Source organism: Chitinophaga sp. (assembly GCF_039596135.1).
GTDB lineage: Bacteria > Bacteroidota > Bacteroidia > Chitinophagales > Chitinophagaceae > Chitinophaga.
Genome location: NZ_JBCNKH010000012.1, coordinates 124,112 through 145,523, shown reverse-complemented (window position 1 = coordinate 145,523; position 21,412 = coordinate 124,112). Strand labels below are relative to the sequence as shown.

Here is a 21,412-nt window from a genome sequence, read left to right as displayed (position 1 = left end):
ACCACTGCTTATCTTGTATCCAGCTATGGCCAGCTGTACTTCTATCCAAAAGGAGATGCCAACAGTACAAAGCTGACCTTTATACAGGGCGGCCGCCTGGAAGAAGATGAGGAGGAAGATGAATTAGACAGCGTGCGTATACAAATCGCACAGCTTGACATCCACCAATAAAAACAGTAACTTTCTCATACAAATAATCATGTATGAGAAAGTTCCCGTTATTATTACTCTTAGTAGGTCTCACCCTACAGGTCTCTTCACAAGGTCTTGACAATCTATACCGCCTCTCCAATGCCAAAACACGTAGCATCAGTCCTGAAAACCTGACAGGTGAAAAAGGTAAAGGAGGAATGGCATCGCCCTCCAAAAATGCGCCTCCCAACACAGCCAATGCTTCTGATGCAGCCCGCGATCTGGGCCAGGGCTGGAAAGTAAATCCCTTCATCATCATCAAACCCGGGCAGACATTTACACTGGCAGAAATAAGTGGTGCCGGTGCTATACAACATATCTGGATGACGCCAACCGGGGTATGGCGCTACAGTATTCTGCGCATCTACTGGGACGATGAAAAGACGCCTTCTGTAGAATGCCCGGTAGGTGATTTCTTCGGCATGGCCTGGAATGAGTATGCACCATTGACATCATTACCTATCTGTGTAAATCCCGGCAGTGCCTTCAATAGCTACTGGCAGATGCCTTTCAGAAAGAAATGCCGCATCACCATGGAAAACATCAATACAGAACAGATGACGCTGTACTACCAGGTAGATTATGAAGAAAGAGAGGTAGCGGCAGACGAAGCTTATTTCCATGCACAGTATCGTCGTGCAAATCCTGATACTACCGGCGACTATGTACTGGTAGATAATATCCGGGGAAAGGGTCAATATGTAGGCACGTTCCTGGCAGTAGGTGTGAATAACAATGGCTGGTGGGGAGAAGGTGAAATTAAATTTTTTATGGATGGCGACAAGCAATTCCCAACCATCTGCGGCACAGGTACAGAAGATTACTTTTGTGGCTCTTACAACTTTGACCGGAATGGGAAATATGTGCCTTTCTGCACACCTTACAGTGGCCTTCACCAGGTGATTCGCCCGGATAATGATTATCATACCCGTCAGCGCTTTGGCATGTATCGCTGGCATATTGTAGATCCTGTAAGATTTGATAAAGACCTTAGGGTCACTATCCAGGACCTGGGCTGGCGTAGTGGCGGCAGGTATTTAAAACAGCAGTCTGATTTATCGTCTGTGGTATACTGGTATCAGACAGAGCCGCACCAGCCATTTCCTGCATTGCCATCAAAAGATGCACTGGAAGTGTATTGATCGGCACGGGTAAAATATGGTTATCATCAGTCATTATCATTGAATCCTTATAATCCTCTTTATAATATTTTTATTTCCTGACGACAATGTAGCAAGCAACCCGAAAAAATCATATGAAATAATAAATGTGTTTTCCGTATAAAAACTGACGGAGAGGAAGAGTACTGCCATTTATCAAAGACCAAAATTTAATCGCCATGAGGGGACTTATTAAATCTGCGCCACTACTTTTGTGGCTGCTAGGCTATTTATGCCTGCTATCTAATGCACAAAACCCTGTCGTAGTAAAGGGGGTGATAAGGGATGATACCGGTACACCGCTCATAGGTGCCAGTGTGCAAGAGAAAGGCCAGCCGGCTAATGGTGCACAAACAAATGCTGATGGCCACTTTCAGCTATCATTAAAAGGAAGTTCAAACACCCTGCTTATTACATATGTAGGGTACAAAAGAGAAGAAGTAAAAATTGGAAAAGGTGACCTCAACATCGTACTGAAACGCGAAAGCCAGTCGGTCAATGATGTCGTCATCATCGGCTACCAGAGTGTAAAAAGGAGGAATGTTACAGCTGCTGTTTCCTCTATATCCGGCAAGGAGATCCAGGATATTCCTGAAGCCAGTTTTGACCAGATGCTGCAGGGCCGGCTGGCAGGTGTAAGCGTCTTATCCAGTACCGGCGAAATTGGGCAGCGGCCCGCCATCGTAATACGTGGAGCCACCAATGTAGATTACGGCAATGCAAATGGGGGAAATACCGGACCGCTGTATGTAATAGACGGTGTGATCTTCGATGTCAATACCATTGGTAGTTCTTACTCAGGTACCAATCCATTGAGCATGATCAATCCTAACGACATTGAATCGATCGATGTACTGAAAGATGCTTCTGCTTCAGCTATCTATGGTGCCCGTGGAGGGAATGGCGTAATTATCGTAAAGACGAAACGTGCTAAAATGGGTAAGCCACAGGTGAACCTGGGCGGATATGTTGGGATGACTACCCGGCCTGCATTTAGAGAAGTAACTACTGGCGCGGCAGAGAGACGCCTGAAAATGCAGTTGCTCAATGACAACCTGAGCTACCTGCTCACACAGCAGAATACGATCCCCATTCAGTTGACAGATAGCCTGAATGTAGCTTTCAATAACGATGTAGACTGGCAGGGATTACTGATCCGTGATAATGCAATTGTGAATAGTGAAGATGTGTCTGTAGCCGGCTATTTAGGCACTTCCAATTATCGCCTGTCACTGAATCATTATAATGAGCAAGGGATGCTCAAAGGTTTTTCAATAGACAGGATGGCCCCTTCTTTCAACATATCCGTCAATCCCCTGAAAAATTTAGGGATCACGGCAAATATTATCCTGAGCTCCGAGCGCCGCAAGCATGGCACTGGCGGACAGGCAGGGCAGCTCTTTAGTTCCTGGAACCTGCCTACATCTTTTGCACATCTTACAGATGAACAATATGCATTGTATACAGGACAAGCCAATCCTTACGATGATAACCGGATCTTTAGTTTCAATGGTTCCATTGGTCTGACAGATACGATTGTGCGCAACCTGGTGCTGCATAGTACATATGCTGCGAATAACTTTATGGATAAATGGGATTATTTCTCACCTGCCACCCTGAATGGATTACAGAATACCGCTTATTCTATTTACAGTACCAATCCTTCATGGTCATTTGAAAATTACCTGGATTATGATCTGCATGTCAAAGATCATCATTTTAATGTAGTAGCCGGGGCTTCCGCGTATGATTTTAAAAACTATTACAGCTATGCATCTGCTGCCGGAATAAATGTAACGGGTATTACTACCCTGCAAACGGTGCCGGCAGGTACCAGCCTCAATGTATCTACTTCTAATCAGGAAAAGACAACAGTGTCTTATTATGGCCGCCTGTCTTATGATTATAAGAATCGTTACATCATCTCAGGTACGGTTCGTCGCGATGCCAGTTCTATCTATAGTCCGCAGTATCGCTGGGGTACTTTCCCTTCAGTGTCAGCAGGCTGGATCGCTTCGGACGAACCCTTTTTTGAGCCAGTTAAAAAAGTAGTGAGCTTTCTCAAACTCAGGGCCAGCTGGGGTATTACAGGGAATGATCCGGGAAGTTTTTATGCCAAGTACCAGGCACTGTCTACCAATGCTTCTTACGTAGGCGGTACAACCGGAGTACTGTATAATTATGGTTCTTATACGACTGTGGGCGGCATTCCTTCCACCTACAATGGTACTACCGTGATATCTCCTTATACCAATAGTGGCGACTACCTGAACCGTGGAGTAAGCGCCAGTACCAGTGTAAGATGGGAAAAATATATTCAGCCTGATCTGGGTATAGATCTCACCCTCTTCAATAACAGGATTAACCTGACGATGGACTGGTACCGCAAGGATGCAAAGGATAAATACTTCTACAACATACCGGCACAGGCCACCACCGGCTACATGTACTACTCCGGCAACTTTGTGGATGTGCGCAATGAAGGTTTGGAAATAGGAATCAACACGAATAATCTTTCTCCCAAATCAGCCTTTCAGTGGAATACCAGTTTTAACATCTCCTTCAATAAAAACTATGTGACCAGGTTACCGAACAATAACCGTGACTTTATGTTTGGCGAAACCTGGTTCCAGCAAACCTTCACAGTTGGAGAGCCCTTGTTCAATTACAAAGTATACCAGATCAATGGTGCTTTTCCTGACGAAGCCAGTGTACCTACCGATCCGATTACGGGCAAGAAACTCACTTATATGGGTACGACCCTGCATGCAGGTGATCCCCGTTATGCAGACATGAATGGAGACTACAACATTGATTACGATGACAAAGTGATAGCTGGCAACCCAATGCCGAAGATCACCGGAGGTTTTGGCAATACCTTTTCTTACAAAGGGTTAAGCTTAAATATCTTCTGTTCCTTCCTCACTGGCAGAAAGATCTTTAATGGTTACCTCTCCGATGCATTGAATGGTAGTAAGATGTACGACTCCTGGGGAAGTAATTCCGGGCCAGCAGCACTGACATCGTTGTTGAACCAGTTCTGGATGCATGAAGGAGACCAGACGAAATTCCCGACACTCGTCACCAACGTGTATAATGACCGCTACAATATTGCCAGCTCTTACTTTGTGGAAGATGGTAGTTTCCTGAAAATAAAGCAGGCTACGCTGACTTACACTTTGCCTCAGTCAATCATCAAACATATAAAAGTGAGAGGACTGAGTGTATATGGTATGGGAGAAAACCTCTACACATTTAAAAAAGCAGCTACGGTACCGGATCCTGAGCTGGTTGATCCTACCACCGGTTCTTCCAATATCGCTTATCCATCAGCGCTCAAATTTACCCTGGGCGTACGTGTTGAACTCTAAACAGCCAATACATGAAATTGACATATATCTTCACCGCATTGATCCTGTGTAGTGCCTGTAATAAATTTCTGGATCAGGAACCACTAAGTACAGCCACAGATCAGACAACCTGGAAGTCAGAAGCAGATGCAAATGCCTCTGTCGCAGCGTGCTATTCCTTATTGCGGACAGCCTTCAATGCTTCCATACAGTTCTATGTATATGGAGACCTGCCTACAGATGAATTTACCCCTGATTATGTATATGGGGGCGATGGCAATGCTTATATGAATGCAGCCAAAGTAAACTGGGGCGTGAGTGTGCCTGTAGCCAATACATACGATGTGCGCCTGAAGTTAAGGGTGTATAATAACTTTTATTCTGCTATAGCACAGAGCAACCGTTGCCTGCACTTTATCAGAACAATGCCGGAATCTGTATTTACAGGTAGCAGTCGTAATAAGTACCTGGGAGAAGCCTATTTCACGAGGGCCTTCACCTACTTCTATATGGCCCGGGTATGGGGCGATATACCATTGGATACGACATACTATGCAGACAATTCTGCTGCGCCGCAACTGGCCAGAACCCTACAGGCCCAGGTACTGGCACAATGTATAGCAGACCTGGACCTGGCCAGGCAATACCTGGATTGGAAAGATGCATCCAGCAGTGATAGGGTGGTGCGTGGCGACAAAGGAGCCGTATTTGCCCTGTTAGCACACCTCTATGCCTGGAAAGGTGATTATGATAAGTGTAATGCGGCCTGCGATAGCCTCATTGCTTCCGGTTCCTATTCTTTGTTGCCGGCAGCTGCTTACATGAATTTATACAAGGGACAATCCGACGAAAGTATCTTTGAGATTGCCAATAACAGTACTTCAGAATCATTGCTCACGGGGTCTAGTATTTCAGGCTATACCCTCTGCGCGCCCTATCTGCAGAATGTTACAGTACCACAATGGCAGTTTAATAATGCGACTATAGAAGGGTTGTATTATGACGAAGGAGATACCCGTTATAAACAGGCATTCACTACTGTATCGAGTGGTTCAACGGATTACTATAGTTGTATCAAATATGCGCAGGTAGAATATATCAATAATAACACCTCCTATTCCATCGCTAAAAATAATCTCCTCATTTTTCGGCTGGCAGATATCAAATTGCTGAAAGCAGAAGCCCTGGCGGCCAAAGCTGCACCTGATGAAGCAGGCGCTGTTTCATTGGTCAATGAAATCAGAACAAGAGCAGGGATCCCTGCCTATGGTAGTATCACGGGCGCTGCATTGCAGGACTCTATCGTAGCAGAGCGTGGGCGTGAACTGTTCCTGGAAGGCGCCCGCTTTTATGACTTTGTAAGATTGGCGAGAAATACGGGGCATATCAAATTCTCTTACATCAATGCTACTGAATTTGCACAGGGTAAATATTACTGGCCGCTGGATCCTTCCCTCTTCCTGCTGAATAACAAACTGACTCAAACGCCTTACTGGCAGGGGAAAATTCAATAACCAAAAAAATAGTAACACATGAAATTGCTCTATATTACCTGTTGTATCTGCATACTGCTGGCCTGTGCCTGCAAAAAAGATAGCTATCTCACAGATGGTGGCGTACATAATGCGAATGCAGGTTTATCTACATACGATTACCTGGCACAGCATTCCGCGCATTACTTCGATACTACTATTTTACTCATCGATCACTTTGGTCTCAGGGATTCTGTAAATAAAGCGGGTACATTCTTCGCTTTCACCGACTATTCTATCAACCTGCTCATGACCAAAGAAGGCTATGCCAGTCTGGAAGACCTGTACAACAATACTACTTCTAAAATCATTACGCAGTACCTATTTACAGACAGTATCAGTTTGTACAATACAACGACTACCGTACAACCAGAAACTAACTGGGCGGGCGATGTAGCTCCCTGTGGCGTGAAGAAACTGCAGGGTACTTATACGGTATACCTGACTAATACCAGTGCTACTTATACTTATTACTCCCTGCAATACGTAAAGATCAATGGTGTGCTGGATGGCTCTGCCAATGGGCCGGAAGATGATCCTACTGATCTGGCTATTACCTGCCAGACTTCAGGCATCAAGACATCGACTGGTACTACATTGCACGTACTGGTAAATAATGCAACCATCAATAATATTCAGTAAGATGAAAATAACACGCATCCTTTTATTATCAGTCGTATTGCTGAGTTGTGAGAAGATCGAAAAAGGATTTCTGAGTGATAGTGTCTATTACCTGGAAAATCCATTTACAGTGCAGCAGGGTACGACTACAACCTCTTCAACACTGGTAGCCGATGGATCTACTAATCCTATAAATGTAAAGCTCCTTTCTGTGCGGAATGTATATACCGGGGAAAGTGCAGACAGTATGTTTCTGCGCCCGCAAACGATCACCATCTTCAAAGATGCAGTAACACAATCCGACTCCACGCTGGCATTGCTCAATGCCAAGATGCAGGATAGTACAGTAGCGCCTTTTAGTATCAATCCAATTGGTGGTCGCTTACAGTTTACAAGGGCTTCTCTGTACCTGGATACAGGCAGGTATACCATAGATGTCAATGTATCGAACATAAAAGGGGAGAAGACGCTGAAGAATGCCTGTGATATAATCGTAACGCCACTGAGTGCTACGTATACTGTGGTGTATCGCCGGGTACAAACCACACCTCCGGATAATGATGCAGACCGTACTACTGTGCAGGAAAACGATACCTATCCTGTAGATATCAAATATACCCCTTCGGATGTGAGTAAGGTGATCATAAAATGGCTGGATAAGAATGGGAAGCCGTTCAATCCATCGACAGATATGCAGCGACTGGCGCTGACCTATCCTACCTTTCATGACTGGGATCCGTATTATCCTGTAGTGACTACAGACTCCACGATGGAAATGGAATTTCCGAAACTGGGCATAGGCATGCCGTTGTTCACATCGCTGACAGTGGGAGGAACAGCCTGGACAGACGGGGCATGTTTGTCTTATTACCGCATATTACCGAAGGCGACAGATATTAACAAGACACTTCGCCTCACACATTCTATTAAATTCCTGACAGACGGTATCTATGAAATAACTTTTCACATTACCGTAGCAGCAAAAATTTGAGGAGATTGGCTTTGTGCCAGTCTCTTCCTTATCCGAGGGCTTTTTCCAATACGCCTTCCAACTGTTTGACCAGTTCGCTGAAACTGGAAGGCTTGGTCATAAAGTGAGCGGCGCCTAGCGCAGCGGTTTCAATACCGTCTTTTTCTCTCAGGGAAGTGGTAAATATAACGACAGGTATTTTTTCCAGTTGTTCATTCTGCTTGATAATTTCCAGGAACTGCTTGCCATTCATTTTGGGCATATTCAGGTCCAGGAAAATTAGCTGAACATCTTTGGAATTATCTTTCAGCAGTTCCAGCCCCTCTTCACCATCCGATGCGAAGTGACAAACAGCGGAGCTGTCCACAATAGACATTGCTTCGCCAAATAGTTCCTGGTCGTCAATATCATCATCCACCAATAAAATAACCTTGTTCGCCATGTGTATAAAAATACCAATAATACGCTTATAATGCCCAATTAAGATGGATGTATTGAAATATGTATTTATTAATTAATAAACAACCATTGGTAAATCAGGTTTGTCCAGTTTTTTCTGCAAGCAGGCTAGCCCTGGTTGCTATCGAATAAGCTTTTGGGCCTTATCAATTGAAAGCCAGATGATAAGCAGTTTTTCGGGTCCTTAATCCTTGCCTGTATCGCGTTTTGCTGTTTTTATTATCGACATATTATTATTTTCTTTAAATAATTATTTATAATTTTACCCCTGTAAAAGAAAAACCGGACATCCCTATCCTAATGGACCGCTTTTTAATAAGAAAAACCATAGCTCAGGGGCTCATTATATCATGCTGTATACTTTCCTTTGTATTTGCTGATGCTAACGCACAAAGCTTTGGTAAAACAAGTGCCTCGGGAGAAGTAACCAACGTCAATATAGTGTCTGACAATGAGAATACATCCTTTGCAAAACTGGGGGATGTAGTGACCCTATCTTTTATTGCCAGTAGTGATCTTGCTTCACCCCATGTTACCATTGCCGGCCATAATGTGACACCTACCGCCGTGTCTTATCTGCAGTATACCGCATCATGGACAATGACAGATACAGATATGGAAGGAGAGGTATTATTCAACATTGTTTACATCAACGATGCTGGCGATACATTGACTGTTATCAACGAGACTACAGACAATAGCAAAGTATATTTTGATATGACCCGGCCTACATCCGGATTACTATCTACTACAGCTAGTCCGATATCTGCACCTTTCAGTGTGAGCATCAGTTTCAGTGAAGCGATCAGCACTTTTGATGTGAGCCGCATTATCGTTGTCAATGCTATTTTGTCTGACTTTGATCGTGTGCGTAATAACCTCATTACAGCAACTGTGACCCCGATACATGATGGTAAGTTAACTGTGCAAATCCCCGATAGTATAGCGACAGATCAGGCAGGAAACCCTAATACGGCATCGGTGGTACTCACCCGGACAGCAGTATCCACCGGCATGTTTGACAAGATATATCCCAACCCGGCAAGCAGTAGTCTCACCGTAAAATACGTGCCAGCTGTGAGTGAAAAAGCGGTGATCTCATTAATGAGTTACAATGGTGTTACTGTATTTGAAAAGGAAATGACACTGGATGGATTGACCGTCACTATTGATGTGAGCAATTTTCCTTCAGGTATGTATATGCTGTTCACGAAGTCGAAAGATTATAGTTTTTATACAAATGTAATGGTAGTCCATTAGTATATACTCCTCGCAATCCATTGCAATTTGCTGCTTGATAAAAACCAAAATGACAAGCGCAAAATGACTGTTATTTTACATAGAAAAATTATCGCTATATCCAAATAATTCCCTACTTTTACTAAGTTATGTTAAACTTTTGGTAGCCCCCCCGCTTATGAGACGTGAAAATCTGAACCGTGCATCCAACAAAACAGGTCTGCTAAAGAACATAAGAACTCAAAATATCCGTTAGAATGTAATATGACTACAACAGAATCATGTATCAGCATTTAATTTATCATTAGCCAAAGAGTCTCAATAGCCAATTTATTACTCCTGGTATTGTTTCTTTTTTTCCTTGCTGTTCTACACGTAGAACAGGTCAATATTATGTACTGATTGAATCGTGCCTGTAACGATATCAGGAGGGGTACTTTTCTGTAATAATGCCTGAAGATATTACCCTAAATATGTCCACCGTATACTCATGAAATGTTATGAAAAATGAAAAAGAAACTGCTTATTGAAATCATTGCGTCATTACTCGTCATATTGTTTTTGTACACCGGATTAAACAAGCTATTTGAGCATGCCACCTTCAGATACCAGTTGAGTATCTCGCCCTGGCCCCTGCTCGCAGCCTGGTCTGGTATTGTGTCCTGGGCACTGCCAATAGGTGAAGTATTGCTCGCAGCAATGTTCCTGATCACTGCATTTCGCATGACAGCTTTCATTGCCAGCGCTATCCTTTTTGCAGGATTCCTGGTCTACCTGGGTATATTGCTCAGTAGCGGTAGCCATCTGCCCTGCACCTGCGGAGGAATCATCAGCAGTATGAGCTGGAATGCACATGTGTGGTTTGATGCCGCATGCTTATTACTGTGCATTGCAGGCATTTACCTGGTGCATAATACATATCGAATTTTAAATCAGCATTAATACTAACAGCACAACATTTGTATCAAAAGCTCAACGACTAATTAAATCACATATGCCAAACTTTAACCTCGTAAACTAGAAACCAAAACAATGAAACACATCCGTCTTACTGCATTAGCAGCAGTATTCACCATTGTAACCATTAGCGCCACACAGGCAGCTAAATCTTTCAGGTCTCTCGTCTATTGGTATGACCCGTACACGTATGAATATCTGGGATCGACATTCGATAAAGATAATCCACCTACAGGTTGTAAAGGAAACGGAGCGCTGTGCGCTTACGCCTATTCATCTCCTGATCCTACTACTACATCCATAGCCCGTGCCTTCAAAGAGTGATGGTAAGCCCAATTCAGGGCTGCCCCGCCACCAGCAAAACGTTGCTACCGCCGGTAGCAACGTTTTGTGCTTCTACAGGAAGCGATTTCTCCACTAATCATTTCCGGCAACGATTGCGTAAATAAAATTCCCCTGATCTATTCTTTTGCCTAAACTTTTGTGTAGCTTGGCACCTATTAGTGTCAGTGAGACACCGAAGATGACAACTGCAGTTGTGTAATTTCCATGATTATGAGCGGCGTTTTTTTACTGTAGACTGGCCCATAAACCAATAGCAGACCGCGCCCTGCTATCCAATTTGAAAAATTGTATAAAATTCCATCAGGTATGAAAAAGTATGAATATCACCATCTCAGGGTAAGGTTCTCATTGTTGAATGTTACTACTACAAAATCGTAGTATAGCAATAGCTATACCGATCAAAGTTCTCACACGGGGATAAAACCGGGGACGCCACCCATTAAAATTGTGGGCCGTATGCCTGCTATAGACATACCACCATGCGCTGACTGTCCCTCATTGTATATGCCTTAAATAATGCGGGCAATGTTTAAAAATCTACCATGTATCCTGACAAGGATAACAGGATTGCTATTTCTATGTTCCACGGCCTTTGCACAGCAGAAAACCACACCTGCTATGCCGGCAAAAGAAATAATCTTAAAAGGGAAAATCTACGACGCAGATGAAAAATCCGGGCTACCCGGAGTAACAGTTCGCGTAAAAGTAGGCAACAAAGGAACAACTACTACTCCCAATGGATCGTACACATTGAAGGTTCATGAAAACTCTACCATCGTTATTTCCCTCATTGGTTACATCACCCAGGAAATCGCTGTCAACGGGCAGGAATCCATCGATGCTTTTCTTGAAAAAGACGTGAAATCCCTGAATGAAACCGTCGTCATCGGCTATGGTACGCAAAAGCGCGCAAACGTACTGGGCTCTGTTGCGGTAGTAAACACTGCCGAAGTAGAAGACCTGCCAGTAGCTAACCTGGCTACCGCCTTGCAAAACAGGGTGCCCGGTGTATCTATCAGCCAGTCGTCCGGCCGCCCCGGTTCCACTACCAACCTTACCATCCGTAACCCTGTTACCTGGGCTGCTACCGGCGCGTCTACCGATCCGCTCTATGTAATAGACGGGTTCCAGATGACAAAGGCAGACTTTGACAACCTGGATGCTACCATGGTGGAAAGTATTTCCTTTCTTAAAGACGCTGCTGCCTCTATCTACGGCGCCAGGGGGGCAAACGGTGTGGTACTGGTAAAAACCAGGATGGGCAAACCCGGTAAGCCCCGTATCAGCTACGCTGGTTCCTATGGCTTGTCCAACGCTACCTACATTCCTGAAATGCTTACCGGCTACGACCAGGCTGTCATGCTCAATAACAAGTATACTAGTCTAAAAGATGCCAACACTGCAAAATATTACACCGACGAGGAACTGACTTATCTCAAATCGCACAACTACAACTGGATTGATGATGTCTGGAAAAAATCACACCTTACCCGCCATACCATCAATGTAAGCGGTGGTAGCGAAAGGGTAACCTTTTTTACAGGTGCTAACTACTATAAAGAAGACGGAAACGTAGGCGATCTGTATAGCAATAAATACGGCGTTCGCCTGGGTATCAATGCCAAAATCGTCGATAACCTGACCGCTACGGTGTCCTTTGCTACTGACAACTCCATCGTCAACAGACCTACACCTAAAACCGTTCAATCAGGGCTCACTGAACAATCAGACCAGATGAGCGCTACTGTGAGTGCACTGTTGCTTACCCCGGGATGGGTGCCTATGTATATTGATGGTAAACCCGTGTACTCCTCTGTACCCGGCTGGAGCCCTTCAGAACTGGTGAAAACCGGTAGTTATGCCAGAACTAAATCGCAGGGGCAAACCATCAACGCCGCGCTGGATTATAAACTGCCAGCCGTCAAAGGCCTGGCCTTCCGCGTACAATACGGGCGCAATGCCCGCACTGACTTCGGCAAGGAATACTATGTACCCTACTACCTGTACAACTTTATCAGAGAAGGCGTGCACGTGACCAGCCAGAACGTGATCTTTACCAATCAAACCACCACTACCAACCCAACTACATTTATCAAGAATGGTAATGTGATGCTGGAGAATTACGGTGGTTCCAGCAACTATCAGTTGGATGAAATGATTACCTACGCCCGCACATTTGGTAAGCACGACGTTAACCTGCTGCTCGTAGCTGAACAGGCGGAATCACAGAGTGATGCATTCAATACCCGTCGTGAAACGGTCGTTATTCCGGGCATTGATGAACTGTTTGCCTTCAGCCAGGATAAATCTCTTTATGACAACGGTGGGTCTGCAGGTGAAACAGGTCGTGTGAGTTACCTGGGCCGTTTAAACTACGGTTTCTCAGAAAAATACCTGCTGGAAGCTACTTTCCGTGCAGATGCTTCTCCTAATTTCCCTAAAAACTCCCGCTGGGGCTACTTCCCATCCGTGGCGCTGGGTTGGAGAATATCCCAGGAGAAATGGTTCCATAGCAGTGTGAAGTTTATCGATGACCTGAAGATCCGCTTCCAGGTGGGGCTGACTGGTAACGATGCCGTGAAGAACTACCAATACAAGGAACGATATACCCAGACGACGGGTATGCTCTTCGGCAGCACTTACACCAGCGGTCTGAGTAACAATGATATTCCCAATGCACACATCACCTGGGAAAAGGCCCTCTACAAAAACCTGGGCTTTGATGGTACCTTCTTTAATTCAAAATTCAACTTCGCGATAGACCTGTGGCACCGTTACAACTACGATATGTTGCAACAGCCTACCAGCACAGTGCCTACTACCTTTGGCGGGGGCATTGCAGATCAGAATTATGGCAGACTGAAATCATGGGGGGCTGAAGCTTCCATTGGCTACAATGGTACCATCAATAAAGATTTCAAATACTTTGCCGCCATCAATTTTGGTCTGAGCGACAACAAGGTAATCCGCAAATACTATGGCGCTGGCGATACTGCCTGGAAAAATCCCATTGGCCGCAGAACAGACAATGGGATGGAAGGATATAAATCTACCGGCATTGTACGTACACAAAAAGATGCGGAAAACTTCCTGGCTGCACACCCCGGCTGGACGATTGATGGTAACCCGCTCATTGCAGGTTACATGAACTACGAAGACATCAACGGTGATGGTAAAATAGATGCCAACGATAAAACCCGTATCGCATCCCGAAGCAGCAGCATCTTTGGAATGGGCTTTAACCTTGGTGCCGGTTGGAGAGACCTGAAGCTGAGCTTTAATATCAGCCTGCAGGTAGGTGGTTACGAAGCATACGATAAAACAGCCAGAACACCACCTACAGAAAATGCCCGCGCACTTGGTATCTGGAAAGACTCATGGTCACCCACCAATACAAATGCAAAGTATCCGCTCATGAACTCACCGCTCATCAGCGAAGTATCTGACTTCTGGGTACGTAGTGCTACAGTCATGCGTGTGAACAACGCACAATTGTCTTACAGCCTGCCAAAAGCACTGTCAGCAAAATGGAAAATTCCTGAGCTGCGCATGTTCCTGACTGGTTCTAACCTGTGGGTGCTCATCAACCATCAGCCTTACAAAGATCCGGCTACAAACCTGGCAGTGGATTATCCGGCACTGCGTACCTACACATTTGGCCTGAACCTGAGTTTGTAAAATCAACAACTATGCAAAGTAAGATCAACTATATATACATCTTTCTCCTGCTGGGGCTTTGCTCCTGTTCCAAGATCCTGGATAAAACAGACCTTTCCGGTATTGATGAAATGACCTGGAATAACGAATCCACAGCTACCCTGTACCTGAACAGGCTCTATGACATAGCTATGCCTACATGGCCAAACCTGCAGGGATCAGGCACTGTGCCGATAGCTATTCACGACCTGGCAGACGATTATAATGGGGGTGATGCCAAGCTATGGTATGGTACACTCTCAGTAGATAATATTACGGACTTCTATGGTGGTAATGCATCTAACAATGCATGGGCATACATCCGCAAGATCAATATCCTGCTCACTGAAATAGAAAAAGGAAGCCTGGATATAGATACTAAAATCAAAATCAAGGCACAGGCATACTTTCTTCGTGGCTGGATCTACTTCCAGCTGGTGAAACTCTATGGGGGTGTTCCTTATCTGAACCACCCACAGGACTGGATCACAGAAAATCTGTATGTAAAGAGAAATAAAACTTCTGAATGTATAGATTCCATCGCGAGAGACTTTGATATGGCAGCAAAATGCCCTGCTAGCTGGGGAAGTGCTGACAGAGGTCGTATTACCAGGGGGGCTGCATTAGGTATCAAAGGCCGTATGCTGTTGTACTGGGCAAGTCCGCAGTTCAACCCAAACAATGATCAGTCCCGCTGGGAACGTGCATACCAGGCAAACAGAAATGCCTACGATACCCTGCTCATAGATGGCTATGCACTGTATTCAAGTTATGCTAACATATGGCTGGATGAAGGTTCAGGCAATAAAGAAGTAATTATGCTCCGTTCATTCGATGGTGCTAACAAAGCCAGTACGTTTGACGATGCTGCGCGTCCCTACTCAGAATCCAATGGGGGTGGAGGTTCATATCAACCTACTTTAGACCTGGTCAAAGCTTATCCTACCAAAGATGGTAAGGCCATCGATGATGCTACCTCCGGTTATGATTCTGTATACTACTGGAAAAACCGCGATCCCCGTTTTGATGCCACCATCGCTTACAATGGCTGTACATGGCCGCTGAGCAATAAAACTAACCGCAGACAATGGAATTATACAGGTATGACTGATGATAAAAGTAAACCTTGCGTAACTGGTTTTTATTGCCGCAAAAATTGTAATACTGCTACCATTAAGGATAATACCAAGCTGGGTAAAACTGACTGGATAGAACTGCGGCTGGGCGAAGTGATGCTCAACCTTGCAGAATGCGCCAATGCAACCGGCCGTACACAGGAAGCATACGATATGCTCATCGCTATCCGCAAAAGAGCTGGTATTAACCCGGGCACAGACAACATGTATGGTTTGCAGGCCGGCCTGTCGCAGGATGCCCTGCGCACAGTGATCCTGAATGAACGCCGTATAGAACTGGCATTCGAAGGCAAACGCTACGACGACCTGCGCCGCAATAAACTCTTTGACAAGCTGAATGGCACTACCAGGAAGATTCTCACAATTGCAGTAAAAGCACCTTACACCGTAGCCATGCTGGAAAAAACAGACGCCGAAGGCATCATGCTGCGGGATAAGCTGGATATCAATGGCGCTGACTATACTACTTATTTCACCGCAACAGTGGGTAACCTGGATACACAGCAGCCTATAAATTATCCTTCGAATTATTATTTTTACGGTATACCTACCACTAATATACAACGGAACCCATCGCTGGAACAGACACAAGGATGGAACAGCGGCACCTTTAATCCTTACGAATAATCTGAAATTAAATAACCGATGAAAAAGTATTTCATACTGGCAGCAATTTGTTTCGGGCATCATGCATTTGCTCAATATCCAACCATACCAAAAGCTGTACAGCAGGTAAGTGATTCCATGCTTGATGGTGCGAAGAAGCACGCCGACGACATGTGGCAGAAAGCATTACCCATTGTAACGCAGGAAGCACGCAATGGCAAACCTTACATTCCGTATGCTTCCCGGCCTACTGACCTGGCACAGGCAGGTATTCCCGCTTTTCCGGGAGCTGAAGGTGGCGGCGCATACACCTTTGGTGGTCGTGGCGGTAAAGTATATGTTGTAACCAGCCTGGCCGACAATGGACCCGGTACACTGCGCGAAGCCTGTGAGCAGGGTGGCGCACGTACTGTGGTATTCAACGTAGCCGGTATCATCCATTTGAAGACCCCCATTATCCTTCGGGCACCCTATATCACCATCGCCGGCCAGACAGCGCCTGGTGATGGTGTGTGTGTAGCAGGCGAAAGCTTCTGGATCGATACACATGATGTAGTGATCCGCTACATGCGCTTTCGCAGGGGCGAAACAACCGTGGGCCGTCGTGACGATGCCCTGGGTGGAAACCCTGTAGGCAATATCATCATCGACCACTGCTCTGCCAGCTGGGGCCTGGATGAAAACATCTCTCTGTACCGTCATATGTACAACCCGGGAGAAGGTTACCAGGAAGAAAAACTCCCGACTGTCAACATCACTATTCAGAACTGTATTTCCTCCGAGGCATTGGATACTTACAACCACGCTTTCGGTAGTACACTGGGTGGGGAAAACTGCGCTTTCATCCGAAACCTCTGGGCTTGCAATGCAGGACGTAACCCTTCAGTAGGTTGGTTCAGCGTGTTCAACTTTGTGAATAACGTGGTATTCAACTGGAAACATCGTACCGTAGACGGTGGTGATTACCGTTCACAATTCAATATCATCAATAACTATTTCAAACCCGGTCCTATCACACCCAGAGATGAGAATGTAGGCCATCGTATTATCAAGCCAGAATCCGGCCGCAGCAAACTGAAATACCAACAGTTTGGCAGAACCTATGTATCCGGTAATATCATGGAAGGCTATGATAACATCACCAAAAATAACTGGGATGGCGGTGTGCAGGTAGAAGACCTGGGCAATGCAGGTCAATACATGGCAGATATGAAAGTAGACCATCCGGCACCTATGCCTAAGATCACGATCCTTTCTGCGAACGATGCTTATCAGTATGTACTGGATAATGCGGGCGCTACCCTGCCTGTGCGTGACCCTGTAGATAAAAGAGTGATCGAACAGGTACGTACCGGCAAGATCTTTTACAAAGAGAATACTGAATCCAAAATCGGTAGTGAATATATCAAGCGCAGACTGGCACCGGATTCTTATAAACAAGGTATCATCTACGACATCGCACAGGTAGGTGGATATCCTGAATACAAAGGCAAACCTTACAAAGATTCCGATGGCGATGGTATGCCCGATGAGTGGGAAACCAAACATGGTCTGAATCCAAAAGATGCCAGCGATGCAACAAAAGACAAGAATGGGGATGGTTATACCAACATCGAAGATTTCCTGAATGATATCAAAGGTGATAAGAAACCTTATACCATGATCATCAATGAGCGTGTAGCAAAAATCGTATCCGCACTGGGAATAGAGGAGCCTGCTAAAAACGACCAGGTACAGGCTATCATTGCACAGCAATATATAGATATCAAAGACAACGAGGGTAAAAAAGATACGGCGCTCATGCATGAACTGCACCAGCGCTACCTGTCAAAACTTGCTTCCGTATTAACCACAGAACAGGTCACTAAAGTAAAAGACGGTATGACTTACAGTATACTGTCTGTCACTTACAATGCTTACCTGGATATGCTGCCTAACCTGACCCCTGCCCAACAGCAACAGATCATGACCTGGCTCATAGAAGCCCGTGAACATGCTATGGATGCAGGTACATCTGAACAAAAACATGCCGTGTTCGGTAAGTACAAGGGAAGGATCAATAACTATTTATCAGCATCCGGTATTGATATGAAAAAAGCGGAAGCAGACTGGAAGAAACGTAGGAATGAAAAATAAGCTTTTATGGACGCTGGCTTGTTGCCTGTCACTCACAGCAACAGCACAGCAAAAAATACCACCACCGGTATCGGTAGGTAAACAAGGGCGTTTGGTATATACACCAGACGCCTTGGGCAATCGTATACCTGACTATTCCTATTGTGGATATATGGCCGGGGATAGTACCATTCCGGATGTACCTGCACGTATAATAGTGCCGGTAGATGGCGATATACAGGCAGCGATCGATCAGGTGGCTGTAGCTGGTGGTGGAGCTGTGTTACTTGAAAAGGGCACCTACCAGGTATCTGGCACCTTACGCATAAATGCAGGTAATGTAGTACTGAGAGGTAGCGGACCTGGAACCATTTTGCTGGGAGCAGGTACAGATCGTGCGCCGCTGATCTGCATAGCAGGGGTGAATAACAAGCACTATGGTACTGCTGTGAATATTATCGATGCCTATGTACCAGTGAATGCTACGACTATTACTGTGGCGCAGGCCAGTTTTAAAGCAGGAGACAGGGTAGAAATCACCCGTCCCTGTACAAAAGCATGGATCGCACAATTAGGTACGGAGCATTTTGGCGGAGGCATTACGGCTTTAGGCTGGAAACCAAATGAGCGTGTAATTCACTGGGATCGCAAAGTGCTGGCAGTACATGGCAACCAGGTCACGCTCGATGCACCATTGACCACTGCACTGGATACCACTTACGGTATCTCTACCATTACGGCTTATCAATGGCCGGGCCAGATTACACATGTGGGTGTGGAAAACCTTCGTTGTATATCTGCTGTTGATGAAAAACGACCCAAAGATGAAGATCATCGCTGGATGGGCATTACCATCGAAAATGCGACAGATAGCTGGGTCAGACAGGTCTCATTCGAACATTTTGCCGGTTCAGCAGTTGCCATTTGGGAAACTGCCCGGCGTATAACAGTAGAAGATTGTATCTCATTAGCACCTGTGAGCGAAATAGGGGGGCAGCGCAGGAATACCTTTTTTACCGCCGGCCAGCAAACGCTTTTCCAGCGTATCTATGCACAATATGGCTATCACGATTTTGGAGTAGGCTATTGTGCAGCTGGTCCCAATGCATTTGTACAATGTGAATCCTGGATGCCCTTTAGCTACAGCGGTACATTAGATAGCTGGGCCTCCGGCGTATTGCTGGATAATGTACAGGTGACAGGGCAGGCATTGGGTTTCCCTGACAGGGGACAGGATGGACAGGGTGCGGGCTGGTCTGCAGCCAATAGCATGCTCTGGCAGTGTGCTGCTGCAAAAATAATCTGCCCTGCACCGCCGGGGGCTGTGAACTGGTCATTTGGTGCCTGGGCACAGTTTCAGGGCAATGGTTACTGGAATAGCTCCAATGAATATATCAATCCACGCAGCCTGTATTATGCACAGCTGGCAGATCGTTTGGGCACAGATGTATCAGACAGGGCACAATTGATGCCTGCTACCTCTGAAGCATCCAGCAGTCCTTCTCCGCAGCAGGCGGCTGAGCTGATTGCCCAGTCAAAAGAACCGGCATTGACCTTACAGGAATGGATTGCCCAAAGACCTGCTATTGCTGCCAATACAAAAGGAATCAAGGTAGGCCCGGGCAAAAAAGGCGAATGGATTGCTTACCCTCCTACACACGTTATACACATTCAAAACGGGAAAATTTTACAGGACAGGCAACTCCTCACCGGAGGTCGTCACGAAGAGCCGTGGTGGCGGGGAGGTATCCGTCCTGAAGATGCACAAGAAGCGGTGCCTGCATTGACACGTTTCGTCCCCGGCCGTACGGGCACTGGTTTTACAGACGACCTGGATAGTGTGGTCAACTGGATGGAGCGAAACAATATCATTGCCTTTGATCACAACTATGGCCTCTGGTACGAAAGAAGAAGAGACGACCATGAGCGGGTATTGCGCATAGACGGAGATGTGTGGCCGCCATTCTATGAACAACCTTTTGCTCGCAGTGGTGAAGGTACTGCCTGGGATGGTCTCAGCAAATATGATATCACAAAATACAACACCTGGTACTGGAACCGTTTACAGCAGTTTGCCTCCAAGGGCAAGGTCCTGATTCATGAAAACTACTTCCAGCACAATATCATCGAGGCGGGTGCCCACTATGCAGATTTCCCATGGCGCCCCGCAAACAATGTGAATAACACGGGTTTCCCGGAGCCACCGCCTTATGCCGGTGGCAAGCGTATCTTCATGGCAGCGCAGTTTTACGATACCACACATCCGGTGCGTCGTGCTTTGCATCAGGCTTATATTCGTCAGTGTATGGAGAATTTTAGCACCTACAGCAATGTGATACAGTTAATAGGTGCCGAATTCACCGGACCACTGCACTTTGTGCAGTTCTGGACCAATACTGTTGATGCGTATAAAAAAGAACACTCATCCATTTGCATAATAGGTCTCAGCACAACGAAGGATGTACAGGATTCCATTCTGCAAAATCCTGCCTACTCGCATGCCATTGACCTGATAGACATTCGCTACTGGCATTACCAGCAGGATGGTAAAACCTACGCACCACAGGGTGGTCAGAACCTGGCGCCCCGTCAGCATGCACGCCTGCTGAAACCTAAAAAGACCAGTGAAGAAATGGTGTACAAAGCAGTGCGGGAATACCGGGAAAAATATCCTGAGAAAGCAGTCATCTATTCGGCAGATAGCTACGATCGTTTTGGATGGGCGGTATTCATGGCCGGCGGTTCTCTGCCAGACATTCCTGTAATTGAAGTACCGGGCTTTCTAACCGCCGCTGCCGACATGCAACCTGTGGATCTGCCCGGTGTAATGGCGCTGAAAAATACAGCAAACGAATACATCATCTACTGTAATGCAGGTACAGAAATATCAGTAAACGCAGACGTAAAAGGCACTGCCCGCTGGATAGATGCGAAAGATGGACATCTGATCAGTAACAAAAAGATCAGTAGTTTTAAATTCCATAACCCACAACAGTCTCCCGCTGTGTTATGGATAAGCCGCAAATAGTTTAAG

General features: G+C 45.7%; 13 protein-coding genes. 12 read left to right on the top strand and 1 reads right to left on the bottom strand.

The window, feature by feature from the left end; translation table 11 throughout:
• Window positions 1–203 precede the first annotated feature (203 nt).
• The 5 genes from ABDW16_RS11020 (at window position 204) to ABDW16_RS11000 (ending at window position 7,846) form a co-directional block, all read left to right on the top strand.
• On the top strand, window positions 204–1,334 hold the full coding sequence (locus tag ABDW16_RS11020) for a glycoside hydrolase family 172 protein (RefSeq protein WP_343669721.1): 1,131 nt from the start codon (window positions 204–206) through the stop codon (window positions 1,332–1,334).
• 197 nt (window positions 1,335–1,531) lie between these two features.
• Window positions 1,532–4,723 carry a SusC/RagA family TonB-linked outer membrane protein gene (locus tag ABDW16_RS11015; protein ID WP_343669719.1) on the top strand — a complete coding sequence of 1,064 codons (3,192 nt, stop codon included), beginning with the start codon at window positions 1,532–1,534 and terminating at the stop codon, window positions 4,721–4,723.
• Between the two features lie 11 nt (window positions 4,724–4,734).
• Window positions 4,735–6,216 (top strand): RagB/SusD family nutrient uptake outer membrane protein, encoded by a 1,482-nt coding sequence (locus ABDW16_RS11010; protein WP_343669717.1) that lies wholly within the window; start codon window positions 4,735–4,737, stop codon window positions 6,214–6,216.
• 18 nt (window positions 6,217–6,234) lie between these two features.
• Complete coding sequence (locus tag ABDW16_RS11005) at window positions 6,235–6,876, top strand: hypothetical protein (protein ID WP_343669715.1); 642 nt, start codon at window positions 6,235–6,237, stop codon at window positions 6,874–6,876.
• A 1-nt stretch (window position 6,877) separates the two neighbouring features.
• Window positions 6,878–7,846, top strand: coding sequence for a hypothetical protein (locus tag ABDW16_RS11000; protein ID WP_343669714.1), 969 nt, complete (start codon window positions 6,878–6,880; stop codon window positions 7,844–7,846).
• 28 nt (window positions 7,847–7,874) lie between these two features.
• On the opposite strand, the gene ABDW16_RS10995 is transcribed toward ABDW16_RS11000, so the two are convergent.
• Window positions 7,875–8,267 (bottom strand): response regulator, encoded by a 393-nt coding sequence (locus ABDW16_RS10995; protein ID WP_343669713.1) that lies wholly within the window; start codon window positions 8,265–8,267, stop codon window positions 7,875–7,877.
• Between the two features lie 317 nt (window positions 8,268–8,584).
• Between ABDW16_RS10995 and ABDW16_RS10990 the strand changes: the two genes are divergently transcribed.
• The 7 genes from ABDW16_RS10990 (at window position 8,585) to ABDW16_RS10960 (ending at window position 21,406) form a co-directional block, all read left to right on the top strand.
• Complete coding sequence (locus tag ABDW16_RS10990) at window positions 8,585–9,544, top strand: T9SS type A sorting domain-containing protein (RefSeq protein ID WP_343669712.1); 960 nt, start codon at window positions 8,585–8,587, stop codon at window positions 9,542–9,544.
• A gap of 486 nt (window positions 9,545–10,030) precedes the next feature.
• A complete protein-coding gene (locus ABDW16_RS10985) occupies window positions 10,031–10,465 on the top strand; it encodes a MauE/DoxX family redox-associated membrane protein (RefSeq protein WP_343669711.1) in 435 nt (144 codons plus the stop codon).
• Between the two features lie 90 nt (window positions 10,466–10,555).
• A complete protein-coding gene (locus ABDW16_RS10980; RefSeq protein ID WP_343669709.1) occupies window positions 10,556–10,804 on the top strand; it encodes a hypothetical protein in 249 nt (82 codons plus the stop codon).
• A gap of 546 nt (window positions 10,805–11,350) precedes the next feature.
• On the top strand, window positions 11,351–14,503 hold the full coding sequence (locus ABDW16_RS10975; protein ID WP_343669707.1) for a TonB-dependent receptor: 3,153 nt from the start codon (window positions 11,351–11,353) through the stop codon (window positions 14,501–14,503).
• 11 nt (window positions 14,504–14,514) lie between these two features.
• Window positions 14,515–16,284 (top strand): RagB/SusD family nutrient uptake outer membrane protein, encoded by a 1,770-nt coding sequence (locus ABDW16_RS10970; RefSeq protein WP_343669705.1) that lies wholly within the window; start codon window positions 14,515–14,517, stop codon window positions 16,282–16,284.
• A gap of 18 nt (window positions 16,285–16,302) precedes the next feature.
• Window positions 16,303–18,399 carry a DUF3826 domain-containing protein gene (locus ABDW16_RS10965; RefSeq protein WP_343669703.1) on the top strand — a complete coding sequence of 699 codons (2,097 nt, stop codon included), beginning with the start codon at window positions 16,303–16,305 and terminating at the stop codon, window positions 18,397–18,399.
• Window positions 18,389–21,406 (top strand): DUF6298 domain-containing protein, encoded by a 3,018-nt coding sequence (locus ABDW16_RS10960; RefSeq protein WP_343669701.1) that lies wholly within the window; start codon window positions 18,389–18,391, stop codon window positions 21,404–21,406. Before ABDW16_RS10965 ends, ABDW16_RS10960 begins: the two co-directional genes overlap by 11 nt.
• The last annotated feature ends 6 nt before the right edge of the window (window positions 21,407–21,412 follow it).

Bases quoted from the DNA above. Each gene is read 5' to 3' on its own strand.
- ABDW16_RS11020 (WP_343669721.1), top strand. From the start codon at position 204: ATGAGAAAGTTCCCGTTATTATTACTCTTAGTAGGTCTCACCCTACAG.
- ABDW16_RS11015 (WP_343669719.1), top strand. From the start codon at position 1,532: ATGAGGGGACTTATTAAATCTGCGCCACTACTTTTGTGGCTGCTAGGC.
- ABDW16_RS11010 (WP_343669717.1), top strand. From the start codon at position 4,735: ATGAAATTGACATATATCTTCACCGCATTGATCCTGTGTAGTGCCTGT.
- ABDW16_RS11005 (WP_343669715.1), top strand. From the start codon at position 6,235: ATGAAATTGCTCTATATTACCTGTTGTATCTGCATACTGCTGGCCTGT.
- ABDW16_RS11000 (WP_343669714.1), top strand. From the start codon at position 6,878: ATGAAAATAACACGCATCCTTTTATTATCAGTCGTATTGCTGAGTTGT.
- ABDW16_RS10995 (WP_343669713.1), bottom strand. From the start codon at position 8,267: ATGGCGAACAAGGTTATTTTATTGGTGGATGATGATATTGACGACCAG.
- ABDW16_RS10990 (WP_343669712.1), top strand. From the start codon at position 8,585: ATGGACCGCTTTTTAATAAGAAAAACCATAGCTCAGGGGCTCATTATA.
- ABDW16_RS10985 (WP_343669711.1), top strand. From the start codon at position 10,031: ATGAAAAAGAAACTGCTTATTGAAATCATTGCGTCATTACTCGTCATA.
- ABDW16_RS10980 (WP_343669709.1), top strand. From the start codon at position 10,556: ATGAAACACATCCGTCTTACTGCATTAGCAGCAGTATTCACCATTGTA.
- ABDW16_RS10975 (WP_343669707.1), top strand. From the start codon at position 11,351: ATGTTTAAAAATCTACCATGTATCCTGACAAGGATAACAGGATTGCTA.
- ABDW16_RS10970 (WP_343669705.1), top strand. From the start codon at position 14,515: ATGCAAAGTAAGATCAACTATATATACATCTTTCTCCTGCTGGGGCTT.
- ABDW16_RS10965 (WP_343669703.1), top strand. From the start codon at position 16,303: ATGAAAAAGTATTTCATACTGGCAGCAATTTGTTTCGGGCATCATGCA.
- ABDW16_RS10960 (WP_343669701.1), top strand. From the start codon at position 18,389: ATGAAAAATAAGCTTTTATGGACGCTGGCTTGTTGCCTGTCACTCACA.